Genomic DNA, 21,861 nt, shown 5'->3' on the forward strand with positions numbered 1-21,861 from the left:
GTGAAACCGCTGTGAACTTATGTGGCCGCTACCGCGCATAGGGCATGATCAACCACCGTTTCCCACCCCCGAGGGCTGGGCAGCCGTACGGCGTGGCACCTAAAAGGGAGGGATGTCCGCGATGCGCGTGGAATTCGCGACAGAACCGGGTCATCCGGGCACGCCGAACGAGGATTTCGTCGTCGCGGGGCCGACGACGATGGTGCTGCTCGACGGGGTGACGTCCGGTTCGGAGAACGGCTGCAAGCACGGCGTCCCGTGGTTCGTCCAGCGGTTGGGCACCGCCTTGTTCACGCACAGCGCCGGGCGGCCGGACCGGTCCCTGGCCGAGTGCCTGCACGACGCGATCGAGGACACCTCGGCGCTGCACGTGGACGGTTGCGATCTGGCCCGGCCGGACGCGCCCGCCGCGACGGCGGTGGTGGCGCGGGTGGTCGAGGACCGGTTGGAATACCTCGTGTTGTCCGACTCGACGTTGTTGATCGAGCGCGACGAGGATCTGACCGTGGTCACCGACGATCGCCTGGACGTGATCTCGGTGGCCGCGCGGCGGCGCCGGGACGAGCACGCGGTCGGCGGTCCGGCCTACCTGACGGCACATCAGGAGTACCTGGACACCCTGCGGATGTCGCGGAACGTGGCCGGCGGCTACTGGGTCGCGGCGGCCGATCCGGCGGCGGCCGGCGAGGCGCTGACGGGTGGTCTGGCGCTGGGCGAGGTGCACGCGCTGGCCGCGCTGAGCGACGGGGCCAGTCGACTGGTGGACCGGTACGGGCTGAGCGACTGGGATCGATTGATGACCACACTGCGGCACTTCGGGCCGGCCGAACTGCTGGCCCGGGTGCGGGCCGCGGAGAGCTCCGACGCGGACGGGGCCAGGTGGCCGCGCGGCAAGATCTGCGACGACGCGACCGCCGTGTGGGCACTGGTGTAGACCCCGACCCGGCCCCGGACCCGGCGAAGAGCCCGGCGAAGACGCGGCGAAGGGCCCACGAAGGACGCCCACCCCCGGCAGACCCACGACCGCCGGCCGGGCCCCCGACGACCCGACCGGCGTTCTACCCGTCCACCGACCTATTTCGGCAGCACGCTCTCGATCGCCGCGATCAGGTTCGGGTCGTGCGGGTCGGTCTGCGGCCGGAACCGGCCGACGATCGCGCCGTCGGCGGAGAGCAGGAACTTCTCGAAGTTCCACTGCACGTCACCCGAGCCGCCCTCGGCGTCGGAGGCCGCGGTGAGCACGTCGTAGAGCGGGTGCCGGTCCGGACCGTTGACGTCGATCTTCTCGGTCAGCGGGAACGTCACGCCATACGTCGTGGAGCAGAATTCGAGGATCTCCTGGGCGCTGCCCGGCTCCTGGCCCATGAACTGGTTGCACGGCACGCCCACCACGGTGAAGCCGCGGGCGCCCAGTTCCTTCTGCAGTTCTTCGAGGCCGGTGTACTGCGGGGTCAGACCGCACTTGGACGCGACGTTGACGACCAGTGCGACCTTGCCCTCGGTGACGCCGCCCAGGGTCGTGCTCTCCCCCGCCAGCGTGGCGATGGGTGTATCGAGGATGCCCATGATCGTTGTCCTTCCTGCGTGGTGCCGCTCGCAGCGACGCGGTCCGGTGACGTGGAGCGCTGTGCGGCGGCGCGAGTAAGACCTGAAGACTCGACGCTATCGAGCACAGCCGTAGGCTGCCCGACCCGGTCAGGCCGAATCACCGCGCCGGGCGGCGTACACACCCGCCAGCCCCGCCCGCCACCCCACCGCGCACGGCCCGGTGATGGCCGCGCGCCTGGTCGTGTCCTGCACCTGTCCGCGCAGCGTGCCGGGCTGTTCGCGGACCACCACCTCGGCCGGCAGCCCGCTCAGGCCGGCCATGTGCGCCGCCCACTCCTGCACGCTCACCGGCTCGTCGCCGCCCCAGTTGACCACCGTCGCGGGGGTGGACGCCGCGTCCAGCAGGGCCGCCGTCTGGCTGTTGATGTCGTCCTGGTGGATCGGGCTGTACATGCACGGATCCCAGCGGGTGACGATCGGCTTTCCGGCCAGCACCGCGTCCAGGTGCATCGTCGGCAGGCCGCCGCCCGGGCCGTAGGAGGCGTTCATCCGGGCGATCACCACCGGGAGGTCGAAGGCGCGGGCGCAGTAGCGCGATACGGCCTCCTCGGCGGTCTTGGAGACCGAGTAGGTGGGCGCGTGCGAGACGTTGGCGTCGCCGAGCGGGTCGCTCTCGTGGAAGACGTGCATCGGGTCCGGCTGCGGCTTGAGCACCGACGCGGTGGACATCACCAGCGCCGCCTTGGCCCGGCGACAGTGCTGGAGCAGCAGCCCGGTGCCCTCCGCGTTGACCCGCAGCGCCTCGTCGTAGTCGAGTCCGGGCCCCTGGAAGGTGGCCAGGTGCAGCACGTAGGTGAAGTCCCGGGGCAGTTCGTCGAACCGCCCGGCGCCGAGGTCGACGGCGCGCGTGGTCACCCCCAGCGCGTCGACCCGCTTGCGGTCCTCGGGGTTCGAGAAGCGGGCGATGCCCCACACCTCGTTGTCCCGGGCCAGGTACTCGGTCAGCGGGTAGGCGATCTGGCCCGCGGGACCGGTGATCAGGATCTTCTCGCCGGACAACATGCGGCTCCTCGGGTGACTCGGGTACTCGGGCACACGATCCGTACGGGATCCGGCTGCGATCCGTACGCGATGTACGACGTCGAACTCGACGCTACATCTGACGTACCGTCATATCCGAGACGGTGCGGGGAGACCAGAGCGTCCACACGTGTCGCCGAACACCCCGACGGCGCCCTCCGCACGGGGGTGGCGGAGGGCGCCGGGGTATCGAGGACGGGCCTGCGCGCCCGGACGGCGGGCCCGGGCACGTCGGCCGGGCCCGAACTCAGACCTCGATCTCCTCCTCGACCCGCTTGAGGCTGTGTCGGGCCAGCGCGAGATTGGCGCGGTCCTTCATCAGCACGAGATACAGGAACAGACCCTTGCCGGCCCGCCCGGAGAGCGGCCGGATCAGGTGATACTGCTTGCCGAGCGTGATCAGGATGTCCTCGATCTGATCGCCGAGGTGCAACATCTCCATCGTGCGCATCTTGGCGCGCATCACGTCGGTGTTTCCGGCGGCGGCCACGTTCAGGTCGAGTTCCTTGCTGCCGCCGAGAATTCCCAGCGCCATTCCGCTGGTGTAGTCGACCAGGGCCACTCCCACGGCGCCCTCGATCGTCATTGCTTCCTTGAGGGCCGTTTCCATATTGGCCATGATTGCCTCCGGGGCGATCGGCGGTGCGGCTTTCCGGTGGACTCCGACGGGCTCGTCCTCGGGCGGTGCGTCACCCGGGGTCGGCACGGCGACCGGGACCGGGTCGATCGGTTCGGCGGCGCCCGCCGCAGGGGTGTCGACCTCGACTGCTTCGCTGACGTTCGTCTCGGTCACCGCGCCCCGCTCGGTGTCGGACCCGACCGGCGGGTCGCCTGATCTGCGTCGGGACGGCCTGGACCGCCTCGGGGGTTGTGCCATCTCCGGCCGGCTCCTCGCCATCGGGCTCCGCGCCGGCGACCCCGGCGCGAGCGACCCTCGCCGGCCCGAGTCGCCCCGGAACCGGTCCGTCCCGGCCCGGGACACCGCCGGATCGGCGCGCCCGAGGCCGGACACCGAGGGCGCCCGGGCGCCGATACCGACGACCTCCGTCGAATTCCCGCCGCCACCGCTCACGTCACGCGCCCCTTCCCCCTGGTGTGCGCCGGTCGAGTTGCCGTATGCCCGCCCGAGTTGCCCGCGCGCCCGCATTTTGCCGCGCGTGCTCGGATTTCGCGGGGCGGATCCGGTAATTCGAGTTCGACCGCTTCGAACTCGACGTCCCGGACTCGCTGAACGGCAGCGTAGAAGCAGCCCGAAGCGGACTGCGGGCAATATTCGCTTAATTCCCGGAAACCCGACCCGAACGACGACGGGGCGCTAAACTCCCCGGCTTCGCACGAACGAACGCCCGCCGAGGGCTGTCCCCGGATGTGACTCGCCGGTAGCGTCGGCCGAAGTCCCGCGCGCGCCGAGTCCGAGGAGATGGACATGTCCGACACCGATGCCCAGCAGGCCCAGGACGTGCAGGCCCAGGCCCCGCCGCAACCGGTGTCGCCCGCGGACCTGACCTTCGCGCTGCCGCCCACGTTCGACACCGTCGAGCGGGAGCGCCGGCACCGCAAGGAGCGATTGACCGCGGCCCTGCGGCTGTTCGGCCGATTCGGCTTCGAGGAGGGCGTGGCCGGGCACATCACGGCGCGCGACCCGGAGTTCACCGACCACTTCTGGGTCAACCCGTTCGGGATGTCGTTCAAGCACATCACCGTGGACGACCTGATCCTGGTCAACCACGACGGGCAGGTCGTCGAGGGCCGATTCCACGTCAACCAGGCCGCGTTCGCGATCCACTCGCAGATCCACGCGGCCCGCCCGGACGTGGTCGCGGCGGCGCACAGCCACTCCGTGCACGGGCGGGCGATCTCCGCGCTCGGCGTCCGGCTCGAACCGATCACCCAGGACGTGTGTCCCTTCTACGAGGACCACGAGGTGTTCGACGACTACGCGGGCGTCGTGCTCGACGCCGAGGAGGGGCGCCGGATCGCCAAGACGCTCGGCCCGCGCAAGGCGCTGATCCTGCGCAATCACGGCCTGCTCACGGTCGGGCAGTCGGTCGACGCCGCGGCGTGGTGGTTCATCACCATGGAGCGCTCCTGCCAGGTGCAACTGCTCGCCCGGGCGGCCGGCGAGCTCAAGCCGATCTCACCGGAGAACGCGCGGCTGACCCGCGAGCAACTGGGCAACGACACGGTGGCCTGGATCAACTACAAGCCGCTCTACGACGTGATCAGCCGCTCCGAGCCGGACCTGTTCGGGGCCCAGGGGCCGATGACGCTCTGATCGCCGCGGTCACCGGATCGCGACGTTCCCACGCTTGCGGTGACCGCTCGATCACCCGCTGCCGCCCGGTCGGCACCCGTGTGCGCCGACCGGGCGCAATCTCGGCGATATCCGGTCGCGGCGGGAGTCAACCCGCCCGGTTGCGGAAAGTACAAAGGCATGTACGAACGGAGCCTTCCGCAGCACTTCGCGCGTTCGGCGCGCCCCGCCCGGTCGGGTGCCCGAGTGTGGCTGCCCGAGGTCGAGAGCCGGCTCGATCCGTTGGTGTTGTGGCGTCGATTCGGCCAGTTCCTGGTGGACGTGGTGGCGTCGGCGCTGTTGCCCGGAGCCGCGATGTTCCTGTTCGTCCTGCTGCCCACGCACCCCGACGGTTCGATCCGCAGCGGTCCGCTGACCGCGACGATCACCGCCGGCGTGGTCGTGGTCGCGGTCGCGATCCTGTTCTGGTACTGGGTGCTGCGACCCGCCGAGCACGACGGGCGCACCTGGGGCATGCAGGTGTTCGGCATCCGCGTCGTGGACGTCTCCGGGGGACGCGCCGGCCGACGCCAACTCGGGACCCGTTGGCTGCTGTTGCTCGTCGACGCCTTCGCGCTCGGGGCGATCGGGCTGACCGCGGTGCTCACCAGCGAGCGGCGCCAGCGGGTCGGCGACCGGGTGGCGGGCACCCTGGTGGTCCGCGGTCGCGGACCCGGCCTGGACTGAGCGGCCCGCGCGGTGTCGGGCCGCGGGTCGGTGCCACCCGCCGCCCTCCCCCGTCGCGCCCGCGAACGGCCCGTCCCCGCACCTCGACGGCGTGCCGGAATGCGGCTATTGCTCGACCGCTCCGCCCCTCTTGTGGCCTTGCGCACGGTTTGCAAATGCCACCTTGTCGCCATGTCCATCCGACCACTAGTGTCGGCTCGCCGTGGTGTTCGGGAAGCCGGTTCGATGCCGGCGCGGCCCTCGCCACTGTGATCGGGAAGTTCTCCTCCATCCCCGCGGAAACGTTGAGTCGTCGCCTCGGGGAAGCCACTGGGACCGCTTGCGCGGCCCCGGGAAGGCGGAGACGTGAACGTACGACCCGTCAGCCAGGAGACCGGCCACGGCGATCGTCCGTCCACGAGGTGTTGGAGAGGGACCCTTCCTCATGCATATCGCCGAGGGCTATCTACCCTGGGAACACGCCGTCGCCTGGGGCGTCGCGTCGACCCCGTTCGTCGTACACGGCGCCCGCGCGCTCACCCGCGAGGTGCGCGACCGCCCCGAGAACACCCTGCTGCTGGGCGCTTCGGGCGCCTTCTCGTTCGTCCTGTCCGCGCTGAAGATCCCTTCGGTCACCGGGAGTTGCTCGCATCCCACCGGCACCGGGCTGGGCGCCATCCTGTTTCGACCACCGATCGTGGCCGTGCTGGGCACGATCACCCTGCTCTTCCAGGCGCTGTTGCTGGCGCACGGCGGGCTGACCACGCTCGGCGCGAACGTGTTCTCGATGGCCATCGTCGGCCCGTGGGCCGGCTACGGCGCCTATCGGCTGGCCCGCTCGCTGCTCGATCGACGCGGCGGCACCATGCCGCTGGATGTCGCGGTGTTCCTGGGCGCGTTCGTCGCCGACCTGAGCACCTACTGCGTCACCAGCGTGCAGCTCGCGCTGGCCTTCCCCGACCCCGACAGCGGATTCGCCGGTGCCCTGGCCAAGTTCGGCGGCATCTTCTCGCTCACCCAGATCCCGCTGGCGATCAGCGAGGGTCTGCTGACCGTGCTGGTCGTACGCCTGCTGCGGCAGTCCAGTCGCGGCGACCTCATCCGCCTCGGCGTGCTCACGGACGCGCGGGTCGCCCGCGAGGAGGAGAAGAGCAAGTGAAGCGCTCGACGAAGATCAACCTGCTGATCGTGCTGGCCGTGGTGCTGCTCGCGGCGCTGCCCGTGGTGTTCGGGATGGGCGACCACAAGGACGAGCCGTTCACCGGCGCCGACTCCCAGGCGGAGACCGCGATCACCGAGAACGACCCGGACTACAAACCGTGGTTCAGCCCGCTGTACGAACCGCCGTCCGGCGAGATCGAGTCCGGTCTGTTCGCGTTGCAGGCCGCCCTCGGCGCGGGCGTGGTCGGTTACATGTTCGGCGTCAAGCGCACCCGGCGCCGACTCGCGCCGGAGGCGGCGGATACGCCCGACGAGCCGGCGGACACCACCGGCGAGGCACCGGTATCGGTCCCGGGTCGCTGATTCCGTGTTGCCGATCGACGCGGCGGCGCACGCGAGTTCGTGGCGCCGCCGCCATCCGGCCGACAAGGCCGTGCTCTCCTTCGGGCTGCTCGGATGCGCGGTGGCGCTGCCGCCGTGGCCCGGCGCGGTGCTGGTCGCCGCGACCGTGCTGGTGATCGCGTTCGGGTTCGCGAAGGTGCCCGCCCGGCGACTGTGGCGGGCCGCCCGGGCACCGCTGGGCTTCGCCGCGACCGGCGCCCTGACGCTGCTCGTGACCATCGGCGCGGACGGCGTCGGCTGGGCCGAGGACGGGCCGCGGCGCGCGGCCGAGTTGCTGGTCCGCTCCGGTGCCGCCGGTCTGGCGATGTTGCTGTTCGCGTTCACCACGCCGCTGTCGGACGTGTTGCCCAGACTGACCCGGGTGGGTGTCCCGGCCGCCGTGGTGGACGTCGCGGCGGTGATGTACCGGATGTTGTTCCTGCTCTACGACACGACCGCGCGGATCAACCAGGCGCAGGCCGGCCGGCTGGGCCACCGCACCCGGCGGGCCCGCTGGCGGTCGGTGGCCGGGCTCGGCTCGGCGGTGTTCGTGCACGCGTTCGCCCGCGCCCAGCGGCTGGAGGCGGGCCTGGCCGGGCGCGGCTACGACGGGCGGCTGCGGGTGCTGGTGGACGAGGTACCGATCTCGCGCGCCTTCGTGGCGGGCTCCCTGACCCTGGTGGCGGCGGTCGTCGCCGCCACCCTTCTCCTGGTATCGGTGGTGCCGTGATTCCGTTGCGTGTACGAGAGATCGGCTATGCCTACCAGGACGGGCCGCCGGTGTTGAGCGACCTGTCCCTGACCGTTTCGGCCGGGCGGGCGCTGGCCCTGCTCGGGCCGAACGGCAGCGGGAAGACCACGCTGCTGCGGCTGTTGACCGGCGGTCTGGTGCCGGACTCGGGGCGGGTCGAGCTGCACGGGGTGCCGATTCGGCACGACCGCAAGGGGCTCACCGCGCTGCGCCGCGTCGTGCAGTTGGTCGTCCAGGATCCCGACGACCAGTTGTTCTCCGCGTCGGTGGCCCAGGACGTCTCGTTCGGGCCGCTCAACCTGGGGCTGGACCCGGCCGAGGTGCGCTCGCGGGTGGCCGAGGCGCTGGCCGCGCTCGGGATCACCGCGCTGGCCGAACGGCCGGTGCACCTGCTGTCCTTCGGCCAGCGCAAGCGGGCCGCCATCGCCGGGGCGATCGCGATGCGGCCCGAGGTGCTGGTGTTGGACGAGCCGACCGCGGGCCTGGACCCGGCCGGGCAGGAGGCGCTCCTGGACACCCTCGCCGAGTTGCGCGCGGCCGGGACGACGGTGGTGATGGCCACCCACGATGTGGACCTCGCGCTGCGCTGGGCCGACGACGCGGCCGTGCTCGCCGACGGGCGGCTGCACACCGGGCCGGCCCCGGTGCTGCTCGCGGACACCGCGTTGCTGGCCGCGGCGAGTCTGCGGCCGACCTGGGCACACGCGGCCGCCGCCGTGCTGGCCGCACACGGCCTGGCGCCGGCGGGCGTGCTGCCCCGGACGCCGACCGAGTTGGCCGCCCTGGCGGTACGACCGACGACCCTCGAACCCCGCTCCGGTTGAGCCGGCCCGCCAGGGCCGCTCAGCGCCGGCGCAACAACACCACCGCGCGGTCGTCGCTCACATTGCGGCCGGCCGCCGCCACGATCCGCCGCGCCGCGTCGCGGAAGTCGTCCCGGACCATGCGCTCGGCCTCACCGAGGAAGCGGTCGATGCCGGTGGCGATGTCCTCGCCCGGCAGCTCCACCATGCCGTCGGTGAACAACAGGAGCGCGTCCCCTCGGCCCAGCCGGCCCTTGACGCCCTCGAAGCCGGCGTCCTCGATCACCCCCAGGAGCGGGCCGACCGCCTCGATCACCTGCCACCGGCCGGAACCGGCGATCCAGTGCACGCCCGGCGGGTGGCCCGCCGAGATCAACTCGTAGTCGCCCGACTCCAGGTCGAGCACGACGTGCACCGCCGTCGCGAAGCCCTCCGCCCACTCCTGGCGCAGCAGGTAGTCGTTCGCCGCCGGCAGGAAGTCGCGTGGGGGCAACGAGCCGAGCAGCCCGCCGAACGCGCCGGAGAGCATCAGCGCGCGCGAGCCCGCGGCCAGCCCCTTGCCGGAGACGTCGACAAGCACCACCTCCAGCACCCGCCCGCCGCCGGCCCCCCGGGAGGCGACCAGGAAGTCACCGGAGAACGATTGCCCACCGGCCGGCCGCAACACCACCTCGGTATGCCACTGCGGCGGCAACACCGGCATCTCGCCCTGGGCCCGCAACCGGTCGCGCAGGTCGAACAACATCGACTCGCCGCGCGTCCACTGCACCCCCAGGCGGGTCCGCATCCGCGCCATCAGCAGCACGATGCCCGCGATCGCGCCGACCACCAGGACGGTGCCGCCGGTGACCTCCGCGGGGTCGTGCACCTGGTGCTGGGCGATCAGCACACCCGCGGTGGCCGCGTACAGGAGCAACAGGCTGGGCATCCGCAGCACCAGCCCGCCGATCAGGATGGGCACCACCGCCATCGTCGCGGGAAACCACGACGCGTTCACGTCCGACAACAGGCCGCACGCGGTGACCGAGGCCAGCAGTCCGGCCAGGGCGAACCCGTCCGAGGGCAGCACGTGATGCCGCAGCCAGGACACGACCCGGCGCCCGGAGCGCGCCAATGCCGCGCGCCTCCCGGTCCTGCCCACCCGGTTTCCACTGCTCGTCGGCGCGGCCACCCCGCGACACTACCGAACGGTCATCAACCGGAGGTTACGCCGACGGCTGACAGGTGGGACACCAGAACAGATTCCGCCCGACCAACTCGGCGGTCTCGACCGGGGTTTCACACACCAGACAGGGCATCTCGGTGCGCCGATAGACGTAGACCTCGCCGCCGTGATCGTCCTTGCGCGGCTCGCGACCCATCGCCTCGGGGGTGTGCTCGGGCCGCACCGTGTCGATCCGGCCCAGCCGCACGCCCTCGCGCATCAGCAGCACCAGGTCGGCCCACATCGCGTCCCAGGTCGCCCGCGCCAGCTTGTTGCCGGCCAGCTTGGGGTCCACCCCGAACCGGAAGAGCACCTCGGCGCGGTAGACGTTGCCCACGCCGGCGAGCACGTCCTGTTCCATCAACAGCGCGCCGATCGGCTTGGCGCTGCGCTGGATCCGCCGCCAGGCCGCCGCCGGGTCGGCGTCCGCCCGCAGCGGGTCGGGGCCCAGTCGAGCGTGCACCGCGTCCTTCTCGGCCCGGTCCAGCAGTCGGCACGCGGTCGGCCCGCGCAGATCCGCCCAGGTCGCCCCGCCCGGCACCTTCGCGGCCAGCCGCAGTCGCACCTGGCCGACCGGTTCGGGCAACTCGGCGCCCTCGCCGAAGGAGAACTGTCCGTAGAGACCCAGGTGCACGTGGATGAAGCGCTCGCCGGAGAACTCCAGGAACAGGTGTTTGCCGTGTGCGTCTGTGTCGACCAGGGGCTCGCCGTCGAGCAGCGCCGCGCTCTCCGCGAATCGCCCCTGCGGGCTGCTCAACCGCAGTGGCAGGCCGCCGAAGCGCTCCTGATGGGTGGTGGCGAGACGGTGAATGGTGTGGCCCTCGGGCACGCGGCCTCCAGCGCAGCGATGACGGTGGGATGCGGGGTGTGGTGACGCCTCCACGCTACCGACCCGCACCGACACGCCGACGCCCCCGACCGGACGGACCGGTCGGGGGCGGCTGGGTACGGTGCGGGCTACGGCAGGGTCGGCAGTTCGCCGGTGTTCTCGTACTTGGTGAGCATGTTGATCCGGCGGGTGTGCCGCTCGGCCTCGCTGTACGGGGTGTTCACGAAGACCTCCAGGAACTTGGCGGCGTCTTCGAGCGAGTGCATGCGCGCGCCCATGGAGATCACGTTCGCGTTGTTGTGCTCGCGGGCCAGCGACGCGGTCTCCCGGCTCCACACCAGCGCGCAGCGCACACCCTTGACCTTGTTCGCCGCGATCGCCTCGCCGTTGCCGGAGCCACCGAGCACGACGCCGAGGCTGCCCGGGTCGGCGGCCACCCGCTCGCCGGCCCGCAGGCAGTACACGGGGTAGTCGTAGGAGTCGGCCTGGACGGCCGGGCCGCAGTCGACGGCCTCGTGGCCGTTGGCGTCGAGCCACGCGATGAGGTGCTGCTTGAGGTCGTAGCCGGCATGGTCGGAGCCGAGGTAAACGCGCATGGGCCGCAGTCTCTCAGGCGCGGTCCCGAACGTCCCATCAGGGCCGGTATCCACCGGGTGGCGTGTCCGGCGCACCGGTCGGCCGGGGCGGCGCGGAGGGCGGCGGGCCGGCCGGTCGGATGGTGGTGGGGAGGTCGTGCGGCGACTGCGGCGGCGGCCCGGCGTAGCCGAGGTTGCCGAGTACGCCGGGCGCGCCGTATGCCGGGCTGTACACACCGGGTGCGCCGTAGGGGTGCGACGCCGGGTAGGCGGACGCCCGGCGCGTCGACGCGTAGGAGGCCAGCACGGCCAGGCCCACGAGCCAGCCGGTGAGCAGCCCGAAGTAGGCGCCGCTCTGGATCTGGGTCATCGCGTAGTGGAAGTCGGAGAGGCCGCGCGGCCGGCCCGCCCCCTCGTCCTGCACGATCGTGAACACGGTCAGCCCGTGGATCGCGCCGCCGAGCACCGGGGCGAACCAGCCGAGCAGGAAGGCCGTGAAGCCGGCCCGCTCGCTCAGACCGCGCGCGCCGAGCGCGAGCACGGCCGCGACCACCACGAACAGCAGTACGGCGCCGACATAGCCGGCGGTGACGTCCTTGGTGGTGAAGCTGTGCCGGAACTCGTCGCCCAGGTCGTCCCGGTCCGCGATCCACAGCGGGTAGCCGACGATCCGCAGCAGTTCCATGTACCACTTGCCGGTGTCGCTGCTCCGGCCCCACGACTCGTCGAACACCCACTGATTGCCCAGTCCGGCCACGATCAGAAAGGCGACGACGATCCCACTGACGACGATGCGCTTGGCAGCCCCCGGTCTCATGACACGAGGTTAGGCGCGTTCGGGTGTCGCGTGCCAAGAGGTGTCGCGACCGGGCAAAAAATCGGGCCCCGCTCCCGAAGAGGGAAGCGGGGCCCGACCGGTGACGGGGCGTCAGCCGCGCCGGCCGACCAGCTTCCAGGCGGCGGGCAGCAGCGCCATCGCCAGGACGATCTTGACCGCGTCGCCGAAGAGGTAGTTCTGCATGCCGATCTCGTACGCCTTGGACATCGAGATGCCCAGGTCGTGCGCGAGGTAGGTGAGGCCGGCCGCGTAGATCACCGCGTTGCCCAGCACCATCGTGCCGGCGGTGCGCAGCGGGCTGCGGTCGGTGCCGCGCTGGGCCAGGAAACCGGCGACGGTCGCCGCGAGCACCATGCCGAGCACGTAGCCCAGGGTCGGGAAGCCGGTGCCGGAGGTGCCCTCGGCGAACCACGGCATGCCCGCCGCGCCCAGACCCAGGTAGAGCACCATCGCGGCGAGTCCGCGCCACGCGCCGAGCGCACTGCCGGCGAGCAGCACGGCGAAGGTCTGGCCGGTCACCGGGACCGGCGAGCCGGGCACCGGGACGGTGAGCTGGGCGGCGAGGCCGACGAACGCGGACGCGCCGACCACCAGCGCGGCGTCGCGCACGGCGGCGCCTCGGAAGACCCGGGCGGGAACCAGGTCGGCCAGGACGGGGCGGCGCGCATCGAGAAGGGCAGTACTCACAGCGGACTCCACACTCTTGGGTTGCGGGACCCGATGAACTTAACCAATCGGACATCGAACGCTCACGGGGGTGTCCGACAAGGTACCGATCCGTACTTTGTCGAACACCACCGAAAGCGCCCGTCCCGGGTCACAGTTGCAGCGACTTGACCTCCAGGTATTCCTCCAGGCCGAACCGACCCAGCTCGCGCCCGTTGCCCGATTGCTTGTAACCGCCGAACGGGGCGAGCGGGTTGAACGCGCCGCCGTTGATCTCCACCTGGCCGGTGCGCAGCCTGCGCGCGAACGCCACCGCCGCCTCCCGACTGGGACCCCACACCGCGCCGGACAGGCCGTACGGGGTGTCGTTGGCGATCCGCTCGGCCTCCTCCTCGGTGTCGTAGGGCAGGATCGACAACACCGGCCCGAAGATCTCCTCGCGCGCGATCGTCATGTCGTTGGTCACGTCGGAGAAGACGGTGGGCCGCACGTGGTAGCCGGTTTCCACGCCCTCGGGCGGTTCCGCGCCACCGGTCACCAGGGTGGCGCCCTCCTCGATGCCCTTGGCGATGTAGCCGCGCACCCGCTCGAACTGGGTCGCGTTCACCAGCGGGCCGAGCTTGCCGGTCATCGCCCTCGCGCCCTCCGCCGCCAGCTCGACCGCGCGCGGCAGGTCGTCGCGATGCACCAGCATCCGGGTCAGCGCGCTGCACGTCTGCCCGCTGTTGCGGTACGCGCCGCCGATGCCCGCGCGCACCGCCTTCTCCAGGTCGGCGCCGGGCAGGATCACGTTGGCGGACTTGCCGCCGAGTTCGAGCGCGACCCGCTTGACCGTCGCGGCGGCCAGCTCGGACACCCGGGTGCCGGCCCGGGTCGAGCCGGTGAAGGAGACCATGTCGACGTCCGGGTGCGCGGCGATCGCCTCGCCGACCACCGGGCCGGTGCCGGAGACCAGGTTGACCACGCCCGCCGGGAAGCCCGCGTCGTGCAGGATCTCGAAGAACACATGCGCGGCCTGCGGCGCGACCTCGCTGGCCTTGAGCACCACGGTGCAGCCGGCGACCAGGGCCGGGCCGAGCTTGTTGGTGATCTGGTGCAGCGGGAAGTTCCACGGGGTGATCGCCCCGACCACACCGACCGGCTCGCGCACCACCAGCGAGGAGCCGATGGTCTGCTCCCACTCGAACTCGGCGGCGAGCTTGACGAAGCTGCCCAGCACGACCAGTGGCAGGCCCAGGTGCACCCGCTCGACCAGGGCCGCCGGGGCGCCCATGTCCGCGATGATCACCTCGGTCATCTCGGCCGAACGCTCGGCCAGCAGGTCCCGTGCCTTGGCCAGCAGCGCGGCCCGCTCGGCCGGCGGGGTGGCCGCCCAGCCCGGGAAGGCGCGCCTGGCGGCGGCCACGGCCAAGTCCACATCGGCGGGCGTGCACTGCGGCACGGTCGCCACGACCTGCTCGGTATTGGGGTCGACGACGTCGATGGTCTCGGTCGACGAGGGCGCCGTCCACGCGCCGTCGATGTAGATCGTGTCGTAAGCCTTGGTCATGCCGCCGAACTCCTCCGCTTGCCACTGGGACATGGCGCCGCGGCCGGGAACGGCCACCGGGCCCGGTCGCGACACCCGCCGAGAGTACGTCGACACGTGTGCAATCCCCAGGGCCGGCCGACCCCGATCTTCGCCCACCGACACCACGACCGCACAGGTCAGGGGCGCGGAGCCGGCCGCGGGCGGGCGCTACCCCGCGAAGCCGTGCGGCCCGTTCGAGGTCCACACCAGTTCGCCGCTCCGGCCGGTGACCGGGAATTCGCGGGCCAGACCGACCTCGTGCAGGCGCGCGAGCGGCGTGAAGGACACCCCGTACTCGCCCTGCCCCTTGTCGAAGCCCCAGTCCTTGTACACCTCGACCCGGTACACCAGCCGCACGTCCGGCAACACCGGAGAGCCGGGGGTGGCGGTGCCGCCGGGAAGTACCTCGATCCGGCCGGTGATCCGATATTGCAGACCGCGCATGGCCAACCACCAGTCGGTGTCGTCCGCGCGCCGGATCAGCACCCCGTGCCAGTGCGTGGTGGTCTCGAAGACGCTCTCGATGCCGCCGCTGTCGTGCCAGCGGATCGCCGCGAGCGCCCACCACTCCTCGAAGTGGGTGAGCGCCGCGCGGCGAAACGGCTTGGCCCGCAGTGGCTGGGCCGGGTCGATCACGAACGGCGCGCCGCGCCCGACCAGGTAGTGCCGCAACGAGGCGGCCCCGGTGCGCAGTCCCACCCAGCGCCACAGCGGCACGACCGCGCGCAGCCCGAAGGCGAGCGCTCGGTCGCGCAGCCGCGGCATGCGGGAGCCGTAGGGGGCGTTGCCGTTGGGCGTGCGTGGATCCGGCCGCCCGGTACGGGAGGTGTGGATCACGCTGCTCTGGCGCTCCGGAGCCGTCATTTATCCAGATTAATTAGCTTTGCTTTGCTTTGTAGTCGATTCCGAGTCGGGACCGACAGGTTTCATCCGGTCAGTCGAAACCGGTCAGTCGAAAATCGGCCCCTGGTCACGGGTGCGCTTGATCTCGAAGAAGCCCGGCGTGCCCGCGACCAGCACCACGCCGTCCCAGAGCCTGCCCGCGTCCTCGCCCTTGGGCGCCGGGGTCACCACCGGACCGAAGAAGGACACACCGTTGACGCTGATCACCGGGGTGCCGACGTCCATGCCCACCCGGTCCATGCCGTCGTGGTGCGACTTGACCAGCGCCTCGTCGTACTCGGTCGAGTCGGCGGCGTCGGCGAGCTCGGTGGGCAGGCCCGCCTCGGTCAGCGCGGCCTCGATCATCTCGCGCGAGAACTCCTCGCCGCCCGGGTGCCGGCGGTTGCCCAGCGCGGTGTAGAGCGGCAGGAGCACCTCGTTGCCGAACCGCTGCTCGGCGGCGATGCACACCCGCACCGGGCCCCAGCCGCGCTCCAGCATCTCCTTGTACGCCTCCGGGATGTCGTCCCGGCCGCTGTTGAGCACGGACAGGCTCATCACGTGCCACTGCACGTCCACGGGGCGAATCTTCTCCACCTCGAGCATCCAGCGCGACGTCATCCACGCCCACGGACACAGCGGGTCGAACCAGAAGTGCGCTATGTCGCGGGCGGATCCGTTGTCCTTGGTGGTCACTGCGGGGTTCCTCTCGATCCTGCTGCCTGGTTCGCGACGCCGTGCGCCCGGCCGCGCTGCACCCGGGTCGCCTCGACGGACGGCGGACGGGCCGTCGATGACTGTGCAACCTCCGACCGCACCCCGCCATTCCTGCCGATCGCGACAATCCCACGCTCCCGGGCCGGCCGGGGCCGCACCCGCGCCGGGCCGGGAATCCGGTCGAGAACCGGGCCGACACAGCCGCCCCGGCCGTGAAAGGATCGCCCGGACCGCAGCCAACCAGGGAGTGATCCAGTGCCCGGCAGGAATCTGACCCGCGAGGAGGCCCGCACGCGGGCCCGGATCCTGAGCGTCGAGGACTACGACGTCAGGCTCGATGTCACCACCGACAGCACGGAGACGTTCCGCTCCGAGACGGTGCTCCGTTTCGGTTGCCGTGAGGCGGGTGCGGCCACGTTCGTGGATCTGCTCGCCCCGGCCGTCCACGAGGTCGTGCTCAACGGCCGCGCGCTCGACCCCGCACAGGTCTTCGACGGCGCCCGAGTACTGCTGGACGACCTGGTCGAGGGAACCAACGAACTGCGCGTGCTCGCGTCGTGCGCCTACAGCCGCACCGGCGAGGGCCTGCACCGCTTCGTCGACCCGGTCGACGATCGGGTCTACCTCTACACCCAGTACGAGCCGGCCGATTCGCGCCGGGTCTTCGCGAACTTCGAACAGCCGGACCTCAAGGCGTCGTTCCGGTTCTCGGTGACCGCGCCGGCCGACTGGCACGTGGTGTCGAACTCGACCACGCCGAAGCCGGCACCGGTGCGCGAGGGGGTCGCACGCTGGGACTTCGCCCCGACGCCGCGGATCTCCACCTACCTGACCGCGGTCGTGGCCGGCCCCTACCACGCGGTCTTCGACACCTACACCGGCCCGGACGGCCTGGTCGTCCCGCTCGGCGGGTTCTGCCGCGCGTCGCTGGCCGAGTCGTTCGACCACGAGGACATCTTCGAGGTCACCCGGCAGGGCCTGGACCTGTTCCACGACCGGTTCGACTTCCCGTATCCGTTCGGCAAGTACGACCAGCTCTTCGTGCCGGAGTACAACCTCGGCGCGATGGAGAACCCGGGCGCGGTCACCTTCACCGAGGACTACGTCTTCCGCTCCAAGGTCACCGACTCGGCGTACGAGAACCGCGCCAACGTGATCCTGCACGAGATGGCGCACATGTGGTTCGGCGACCTGGTCACCCCGCGCTGGTGGGACGACCTGTGGCTGAAGGAGTCCTTCGCCGACTTCATGGGCGCCTACTCGCAGGGCGCGGCGACCCGCTGGACCGACGCCTGGACCAGCTTCGCCGCACGCCGCAAGGACTGGGCGTACCGCCAGGACCAGTTGCCCACCACCCACCCGATCGTGGCGGTGATCAACGACCTGGAGGACGCCAAGCTCAACTTCGACGGGATCACCTACGCCAAGGGCGCCTCGGTCCTCAAGCAACTGGTCGCCTACGTGGGCGAGGACGAGTTCTTCGCGGGTGCCCGGTCGTACTTCCGCAAGCACGCGTGGGGCAACACCACCCTCGCCGACTTCCTCTCCGCCCTGGAGGAGACCTCCGGCCGCGACCTCAAGTCCTGGTCGGCGGATTGGCTGGAGACCTCCGGCGTGAACACGCTGCGCCCGGCGATCGAGACCGACGCGGACGGCGTGATCACCTCGTTCGCGGTGCTCCAGGAGGCCACGCCGGCGTTCCCGACGTTGCGCCCGCACCGGATCGCGATCGGCCTGTACGACGGCGCCGAGCGGGTCGCCCGGGTCGAGGTGGACGTGGTCGGCGCCCGCACCGAGGTGCCCGAGTTGGTCGGCCGCGCCCGTACGCCGCTGATCCTGCTCAACGACGACGACCTCACCTACGCGAAGGTGCGCTTCGACCCGCGGTCGTGGCAGGCGGTGCTCGACTCGCTGGGCGAGCTCGACTCCTCGCTCGCCCGCGCGCTGTGCTGGGGCGCGGCGTGGGACATGACCCGGGACGGCGAACTGCCCGCGCGCGACTACCTGGACCTGGTGCTGCGGCACGCCGGTCGGGAAAGCGACGTGGGCGTGGTGCAAAAGCTCCAGGTGCAGGTCAAGACCGGCCTGGACCGCTACACCGACCCGGCCTTCCGGGACGAGGCCCTGCGGCTGCTCGCGGCCGGCTCGCTGGCCGAACTGCGGGCCGCGGAGGCGGGCGGGGGCCATCAGCTCGCCTGGGCCCGCTGCCTGGCCTCGGCCGCCGGCACGCCCGAGGAACTCGCGTTGCTGCGCGACCTGCTGACCGGTGAGCAGCGGATCGCCGGGCTGAGCGTGGACACCGAGCTGCGCTGGGCGATGTTGCGCGCGCTGTGTGCGGGCGGTGCCGCCGACGAGCCGGACATCGCCGCCGAACTGGAGCGCGACGGCACCGCGGCCGGTCGCCGACACGCGATCGAGTGCCGCGCCGCACGTCCCACGCCCGAGGCCAAGGCCGAGGCGTGGCGGCTCGTGGTGGAGACCGACGAACTGCCCAACGCGACGCTCGCCGCGGTCATCGCGGGCTTCGCCACGTCCGGTCAGGAAGACCTGACCGACCCGTACACCGACCGCTACTTCGCCGCGATCGCGCCGGTGTGGCGGGACCGCTCGATCGAGATCGCCCGCCGGGTCGTGGTCGGCCTCTACCCCTCGGGTCGGATCGACGTCGACACGCTGCGGCGCACCGACGACTGGCTGGCCGCGACCGAGCCGGTGCCGGCGCTGCGCCGGCTGGTCCTGGAGTGCCGCGACGACGTGACCCGTGCGCTCGCGGCCCGCGAGCGCGACCGACGCGGCTGACTCGTCCGTTCGGATCCCGCCACCATCCCGACGGGGTCCGATTCCCCGGCCGCCCCTCCCCGGCGGCGCCCATCCCACAAGGAGCGCAGCGTGCCCGGAACCAACCTGACGCGTGACGAAGCCCGCGAGCGGGCCCGGATCCTGTCCGTCGACTCGTACGACATCGCCCTCGACCTGACCGGCACCGGTGCGACGTTCCCGTCCACGACGGTGCTGAGGTTCGGCTGTAGCGAACCGGGGGCGAGCACGTTCGTCGATCTGATCGCCCCCGACGTGCAGGAGATCACCCTCAACGGCAAGGCGCTCGACGTCGCGTCGGTCTTCGCGGACAGCCGGATCGCGTTGAGCGACCTCGCCGAGCACAACGAGCTGCGGGTGGTCGCGTCCTGCGCGTACATGAACACCGGCGAGGGCCTGCACCGCTTCGTCGACCCGGTGGACGGCAAGACCTACCTCTACACCCAGTTCGAGGTGGCCGACGCGCGCCGGGTCTTCGCCAACTTCGAACAGCCGGACCTCAAGGCCACCTTCGCCTTCACGATCACCGCGCCGAGCGAGTGGCGGGTGGTCTCCTGCTCGCCCACCCCCGAGCCCTCGGCCGGTGCCGACGGCGCCTCGGTGTGGGCGTTCGAACCGACGCCCAGGATCTCCACGTACATCACCGCCCTGGTGGCCGGCCACTACCACGCGGTACAGGACAGCTACACCGCCGCGGACGGCACGGTCGTCCCGCTCGGCGTGTACTGCCGGTCCTCGCTCGCGCCGTTCCTGGACGCGGACGCCATCTTCGACGTCACCAAGCAGGGCTTCGACTACTTCCTGAAGCAGTTCGACTTCGCCTACCCGTTCGCCAAGTACGACCAGCTCTTCGTGCCGGAGTACAACGCGGGCGCGATGGAGAACGCGGGCTGTGTGACGATCCTGGAGGACTACGTCTTCCGCTCCAAGGTCACCGACACGTCGTACGAGACGCGTGCGGAGACCATCCTGCACGAGCTCGCGCACATGTGGTTCGGCGACCTGGTCACCATGCGGTGGTGGGACGACCTGTGGCTGAACGAGTCGTTCGCCACCTACGCGTCGGTGCGCTGCCAGGCCGAGGTGACCCGCTGGTCGCACGCGTGGGCCACGTTCGGCAACCGGATGAAGACCTGGGCCTACCGGCAGGACCAACTGCCCTCCACGCACCCGATCTTCGCCGACATCCGGGACCTGGAGGACGTCGAGGTCAACTTCGACGGCATCACCTACGCCAAGGGCGCCTCGGTGCTCAAGCAGCTCGTCGCCTACGTGGGCAGCGAGAACTTCTTCGCGGGCGTACGGGCGTACTTCAAGAAGCACGCGTGGGGCAACAGCAGGCTGGCCGACCTGCTGGGCGCGCTGGAGGAGACCTCCGGTCGGGACCTGAAGTCGTGGTCGCGCGAGTGGCTGGAGACCGCGGGCGTGAACACGCTGCGGCCCGCGATCGAGACCTCCTCGGACGGCGTGATCACCTCGTTCGCGGTGCTCCAGGAGGCTCCGCAGGCGTGGCCGACGCTGCGTTCGCACCGGATCGCGATCGGCTTCTACGACCGCACCGACGCCGGTCTGGTGCGCACGCACCGGCTGGAGCTGGACGTCACCGGCGCCCGAACCGAGGTCGCCGACCTGGTCGGCCGGGCCCGTCCGGACGTGGTGCTGCTCAACGACGACGACCTGACCTACACCAAGATCCGGCTCGACGAGCACTCGCTGGCCTTCGTCACCGACGCGATCGGCGAGTTCGTCGACCCGCTGCCGCGCGCGCTGTGCTGGGCGGCGGCGTGGGACATGACGCGCGACGCGGAGATGGCGGCGCGCGACTACCTCAAGCTGGTACTGGCCGGCGCGGGCGGCGAGCGGGACATCAACATCGTCCAGACGTTGCAGCGCCAGGTCACCAGCGCGCTGGAGCTCTACCTCGACCCGGCACACCGCGAGCGTTCGCTGGCCGAACTCGCGGTGGCGGCCGAGCGTTTCCTGCGCGCGGCGGAGCCGGGCAGCGACCACCAGTTGGCCTGGACGCGCTGCCTGGCGTCGGTGGCGGCGCGGCCGGACCACCTGGCGATCCTGCGTGCTCTGCTCGACGGCAAGGAGCAGATCGAGGGCCTGGCGGTGGACGCGGATCTGCGCTGGGCGCTGCTGCTGCGCCTGTCCGCGACCGGGGTGGCCACCGACGCGGACGTCGACGCCGAGTTGGAGCGCGACTCCACCGCGGCCGGTCGCCGGCACGCGGCGGCCGCGCGGGCGGCCCGGCCGACGGCCGCGGCCAAGGACGAGGCGTGGGCCTCGGTGGTCGAGTCCGACGCGCTGCCCAACGCGATCCAGGCGGCGGTGATCGGCGGCTTCGTCCAGCCGGCCCAGCGCGACCTGCTCGCGGCCTACACCGAGCGGTACTTCGCCACGATCGCGAACGTGTGGACGACCCGCACCAACGAGATCGCCCAGCAGATCGTGATCGGCCTGTACCCGACCCTCCAGGTCACCCAGGACACCCTGGACCGCACCGACGCGTGGCTCGCGAGCGCCGAGCACCCGGCGGGCCTGCGGCGCCTGGTGGTGGAGAGCCGCGACGGGGTGGCCCGGGCCCTGCGGGCGCAGGCACGCGACAAGTAGCACCCGACGTGGGGCCGGCCGGGCCGATCGACGGTCCGGCCGGCCGGCGGTTCGCACGGAAGGGTCAACCCGGTGCGTGTGTTCGTGCACCGGCCCGGTAGCGTGGGTTTCGTGGTGAACAGGAATGCACTTCGCGCCGGGGCCGTGTCGGCCGTTGTCACGCTCATGTCGCTGATTTCGACACCGGCCTTCGCGAACATCCGCGACGACGGCGACGAACCGGGCGCCGGCATCGGTATCGGCGAGACCCTCGGGGTCTTCGTCGGCATCCCGATCCTGGCCTTCGTGATCATCGCGGGTCTCGTGATGCTTCCGGACATCATCAACAAGAAGAAGAACTGACTTTCCCCGAAGCCGCCGAGCGGGTGCACACCCCCCCGGCGGCGTAGGGCACGACGGGGGCGGGCCGGGCGGGGGCGGGCGAACCCCCCCCGGTCACCCCGGGCCCCGGCGCCCCCCCCCGG

General features: G+C 71.4%; 21 protein-coding genes and 1 riboswitch. Of the genes, 10 read left to right on the forward strand and 11 right to left on the reverse strand.

Features of this window, described 5'->3' with window-relative positions; translation table 11 throughout:
• Positions 1–121 precede the first annotated feature (121 nt).
• The gene (locus ACFXMF_RS15000; RefSeq protein ID WP_360304459.1) at positions 122–934 is read left to right on the forward strand and encodes an integrase; all 813 of its coding nucleotides are present in this window, start codon (positions 122–124) and stop codon (positions 932–934) included.
• Between the two features lie 140 nt (positions 935–1,074).
• Here ACFXMF_RS15000 and ACFXMF_RS15005 read toward each other — a convergent pair whose 3' ends face one another.
• The 3 genes from ACFXMF_RS15005 to ACFXMF_RS15015 all read right to left on the reverse strand — a co-directional run bounded on the left by ACFXMF_RS15005 (position 1,075) and on the right by ACFXMF_RS15015 (position 3,247).
• A complete protein-coding gene (locus ACFXMF_RS15005; protein WP_360304457.1) occupies positions 1,075–1,566 on the reverse strand; it encodes a glutathione peroxidase in 492 nt (163 codons plus the stop codon).
• A gap of 129 nt (positions 1,567–1,695) precedes the next feature.
• Complete coding sequence (locus ACFXMF_RS15010; protein ID WP_379991476.1) at positions 1,696–2,610, reverse strand: NAD-dependent epimerase/dehydratase family protein; 915 nt, start codon at positions 2,608–2,610, stop codon at positions 1,696–1,698.
• A 265-nt stretch (positions 2,611–2,875) separates the two neighbouring features.
• Positions 2,876–3,247 carry a hypothetical protein gene (locus tag ACFXMF_RS15015; RefSeq protein WP_126642630.1) on the reverse strand — a complete coding sequence of 124 codons (372 nt, stop codon included), beginning with the start codon at positions 3,245–3,247 and terminating at the stop codon, positions 2,876–2,878.
• 807 nt (positions 3,248–4,054) lie between these two features.
• Here ACFXMF_RS15015 and ACFXMF_RS15020 point away from each other — a divergent pair.
• The 6 genes from ACFXMF_RS15020 to ACFXMF_RS15045 all read left to right on the forward strand — a co-directional run bounded on the left by ACFXMF_RS15020 (position 4,055) and on the right by ACFXMF_RS15045 (position 8,704).
• Complete coding sequence (locus tag ACFXMF_RS15020) at positions 4,055–4,903, forward strand: class II aldolase/adducin family protein (protein ID WP_360304453.1); 849 nt, start codon at positions 4,055–4,057, stop codon at positions 4,901–4,903.
• 159 nt (positions 4,904–5,062) lie between these two features.
• Positions 5,063–5,608 (forward strand): RDD family protein, encoded by a 546-nt coding sequence (locus ACFXMF_RS15025; protein WP_360304451.1) that lies wholly within the window; start codon positions 5,063–5,065, stop codon positions 5,606–5,608.
• 186 nt (positions 5,609–5,794) lie between these two features.
• Positions 5,795–6,005, forward strand: a riboswitch (cobalamin riboswitch).
• Between the two features lie 27 nt (positions 6,006–6,032).
• Positions 6,033–6,746 (forward strand): energy-coupling factor ABC transporter permease, encoded by a 714-nt coding sequence (locus ACFXMF_RS15030; protein ID WP_360304449.1) that lies wholly within the window; start codon positions 6,033–6,035, stop codon positions 6,744–6,746.
• Positions 6,743–7,111, forward strand: coding sequence for an energy-coupling factor ABC transporter substrate-binding protein (locus ACFXMF_RS15035; protein WP_360304447.1), 369 nt, complete (start codon positions 6,743–6,745; stop codon positions 7,109–7,111). The genes ACFXMF_RS15030 and ACFXMF_RS15035 overlap by 4 nt, the downstream gene beginning before the upstream one ends.
• A 4-nt stretch (positions 7,112–7,115) precedes the next feature.
• Positions 7,116–7,859, forward strand: a complete 744-nt coding sequence (cbiQ, locus tag ACFXMF_RS15040) for a cobalt ECF transporter T component CbiQ (RefSeq protein ID WP_360304445.1) — start codon at positions 7,116–7,118, stop codon at positions 7,857–7,859.
• Entirely contained in the window at positions 7,856–8,704 is an 849-nt protein-coding gene (locus tag ACFXMF_RS15045; protein WP_360304443.1) for an ATP-binding cassette domain-containing protein, read from the forward strand. Before cbiQ ends, ACFXMF_RS15045 begins: the two co-directional genes overlap by 4 nt.
• 19 nt (positions 8,705–8,723) lie before the next feature.
• Here the strand turns inward: ACFXMF_RS15045 and ACFXMF_RS15050 are convergent, their stop codons facing one another.
• From ACFXMF_RS15050 to ACFXMF_RS15085, 8 genes are all read right to left on the reverse strand, one after another.
• Positions 8,724–9,824 (reverse strand): PP2C family protein-serine/threonine phosphatase, encoded by a 1,101-nt coding sequence (locus ACFXMF_RS15050; protein ID WP_360304441.1) that lies wholly within the window; start codon positions 9,822–9,824, stop codon positions 8,724–8,726.
• A 64-nt stretch (positions 9,825–9,888) separates the two neighbouring features.
• Positions 9,889–10,716: an Fpg/Nei family DNA glycosylase gene (locus tag ACFXMF_RS15055; protein ID WP_379991477.1), complete on the reverse strand. Its 828-nt coding sequence runs from the start codon at positions 10,714–10,716 to the stop codon at positions 9,889–9,891.
• A 128-nt stretch (positions 10,717–10,844) separates the two neighbouring features.
• Complete coding sequence (locus ACFXMF_RS15060; protein ID WP_360304437.1) at positions 10,845–11,312, reverse strand: ribose-5-phosphate isomerase; 468 nt, start codon at positions 11,310–11,312, stop codon at positions 10,845–10,847.
• Between the two features lie 37 nt (positions 11,313–11,349).
• On the reverse strand, positions 11,350–12,108 hold the full coding sequence (locus tag ACFXMF_RS15065) for a hypothetical protein (RefSeq protein ID WP_379991478.1): 759 nt from the start codon (positions 12,106–12,108) through the stop codon (positions 11,350–11,352).
• A 111-nt stretch (positions 12,109–12,219) separates the two neighbouring features.
• Positions 12,220–12,816, reverse strand: coding sequence for a biotin transporter BioY (locus ACFXMF_RS15070; protein ID WP_360304433.1), 597 nt, complete (start codon positions 12,814–12,816; stop codon positions 12,220–12,222).
• A gap of 130 nt (positions 12,817–12,946) precedes the next feature.
• On the reverse strand, positions 12,947–14,344 hold the full coding sequence (locus ACFXMF_RS15075) for an aldehyde dehydrogenase family protein (protein WP_360304431.1): 1,398 nt from the start codon (positions 14,342–14,344) through the stop codon (positions 12,947–12,949).
• A gap of 189 nt (positions 14,345–14,533) precedes the next feature.
• Positions 14,534–15,229 carry a hypothetical protein gene (locus ACFXMF_RS15080; RefSeq protein ID WP_360304429.1) on the reverse strand — a complete coding sequence of 232 codons (696 nt, stop codon included), beginning with the start codon at positions 15,227–15,229 and terminating at the stop codon, positions 14,534–14,536.
• An 84-nt stretch (positions 15,230–15,313) separates the two neighbouring features.
• Complete coding sequence (locus ACFXMF_RS15085; RefSeq protein WP_379992015.1) at positions 15,314–15,943, reverse strand: disulfide bond formation protein DsbA; 630 nt, start codon at positions 15,941–15,943, stop codon at positions 15,314–15,316.
• Positions 15,944–16,219: 276 nt separating this feature from the next.
• Between ACFXMF_RS15085 and pepN (ACFXMF_RS15090) the strand changes: the two genes are divergently transcribed.
• The 3 genes from pepN (ACFXMF_RS15090) (at position 16,220) to ACFXMF_RS15100 (ending at position 21,739) form a co-directional block, all read left to right on the forward strand.
• Positions 16,220–18,763 (forward strand): aminopeptidase N, encoded by a 2,544-nt coding sequence (gene pepN, locus ACFXMF_RS15090; RefSeq protein WP_379992016.1) that lies wholly within the window; start codon positions 16,220–16,222, stop codon positions 18,761–18,763.
• Positions 18,764–18,853: 90 nt separating this feature from the next.
• Positions 18,854–21,397, forward strand: coding sequence for an aminopeptidase N (pepN, locus tag ACFXMF_RS15095; RefSeq protein WP_379992017.1), 2,544 nt, complete (start codon positions 18,854–18,856; stop codon positions 21,395–21,397).
• A 72-nt stretch (positions 21,398–21,469) separates the two neighbouring features.
• Entirely contained in the window at positions 21,470–21,739 is a 270-nt protein-coding gene (locus ACFXMF_RS15100; RefSeq protein WP_379992018.1) for a hypothetical protein, read from the forward strand.
• The last annotated feature ends 122 nt before the right edge of the window (positions 21,740–21,861 follow it).

The sequence above is a fragment of the Embleya sp. NPDC059213 genome (genome assembly GCF_042754445.1).
GTDB lineage: Bacteria > Actinomycetota > Actinomycetes > Streptomycetales > Streptomycetaceae > Embleya.

Excerpts from the sequence above, each read along its gene's own strand:
- ACFXMF_RS15025 (WP_360304451.1), top strand. The coding sequence starts at position 5,063 with ATGTACGAACGGAGCCTTCCGCAGCACTTCGCGCGTTCGGCGCGCCCC.
- ACFXMF_RS15080 (WP_360304429.1), bottom strand. The coding sequence starts at position 15,229 with ATGACGGCTCCGGAGCGCCAGAGCAGCGTGATCCACACCTCCCGTACC.
- ACFXMF_RS15060 (WP_360304437.1), bottom strand. The coding sequence starts at position 11,312 with ATGCGCGTTTACCTCGGCTCCGACCATGCCGGCTACGACCTCAAGCAG.
- ACFXMF_RS15005 (WP_360304457.1), bottom strand. The coding sequence starts at position 1,566 with ATGGGCATCCTCGATACACCCATCGCCACGCTGGCGGGGGAGAGCACG.
- ACFXMF_RS15000 (WP_360304459.1), top strand. The coding sequence starts at position 122 with ATGCGCGTGGAATTCGCGACAGAACCGGGTCATCCGGGCACGCCGAAC.
- ACFXMF_RS15075 (WP_360304431.1), bottom strand. The coding sequence starts at position 14,344 with ATGACCAAGGCTTACGACACGATCTACATCGACGGCGCGTGGACGGCG.
- ACFXMF_RS15010 (WP_379991476.1), bottom strand. The coding sequence starts at position 2,610 with ATGTTGTCCGGCGAGAAGATCCTGATCACCGGTCCCGCGGGCCAGATC.
- ACFXMF_RS15020 (WP_360304453.1), top strand. The coding sequence starts at position 4,055 with ATGTCCGACACCGATGCCCAGCAGGCCCAGGACGTGCAGGCCCAGGCC.
- ACFXMF_RS15030 (WP_360304449.1), top strand. The coding sequence starts at position 6,033 with ATGCATATCGCCGAGGGCTATCTACCCTGGGAACACGCCGTCGCCTGG.
- ACFXMF_RS15015 (WP_126642630.1), bottom strand. The coding sequence starts at position 3,247 with ATGGCCAATATGGAAACGGCCCTCAAGGAAGCAATGACGATCGAGGGC.
- ACFXMF_RS15065 (WP_379991478.1), bottom strand. The coding sequence starts at position 12,108 with ATGAGACCGGGGGCTGCCAAGCGCATCGTCGTCAGTGGGATCGTCGTC.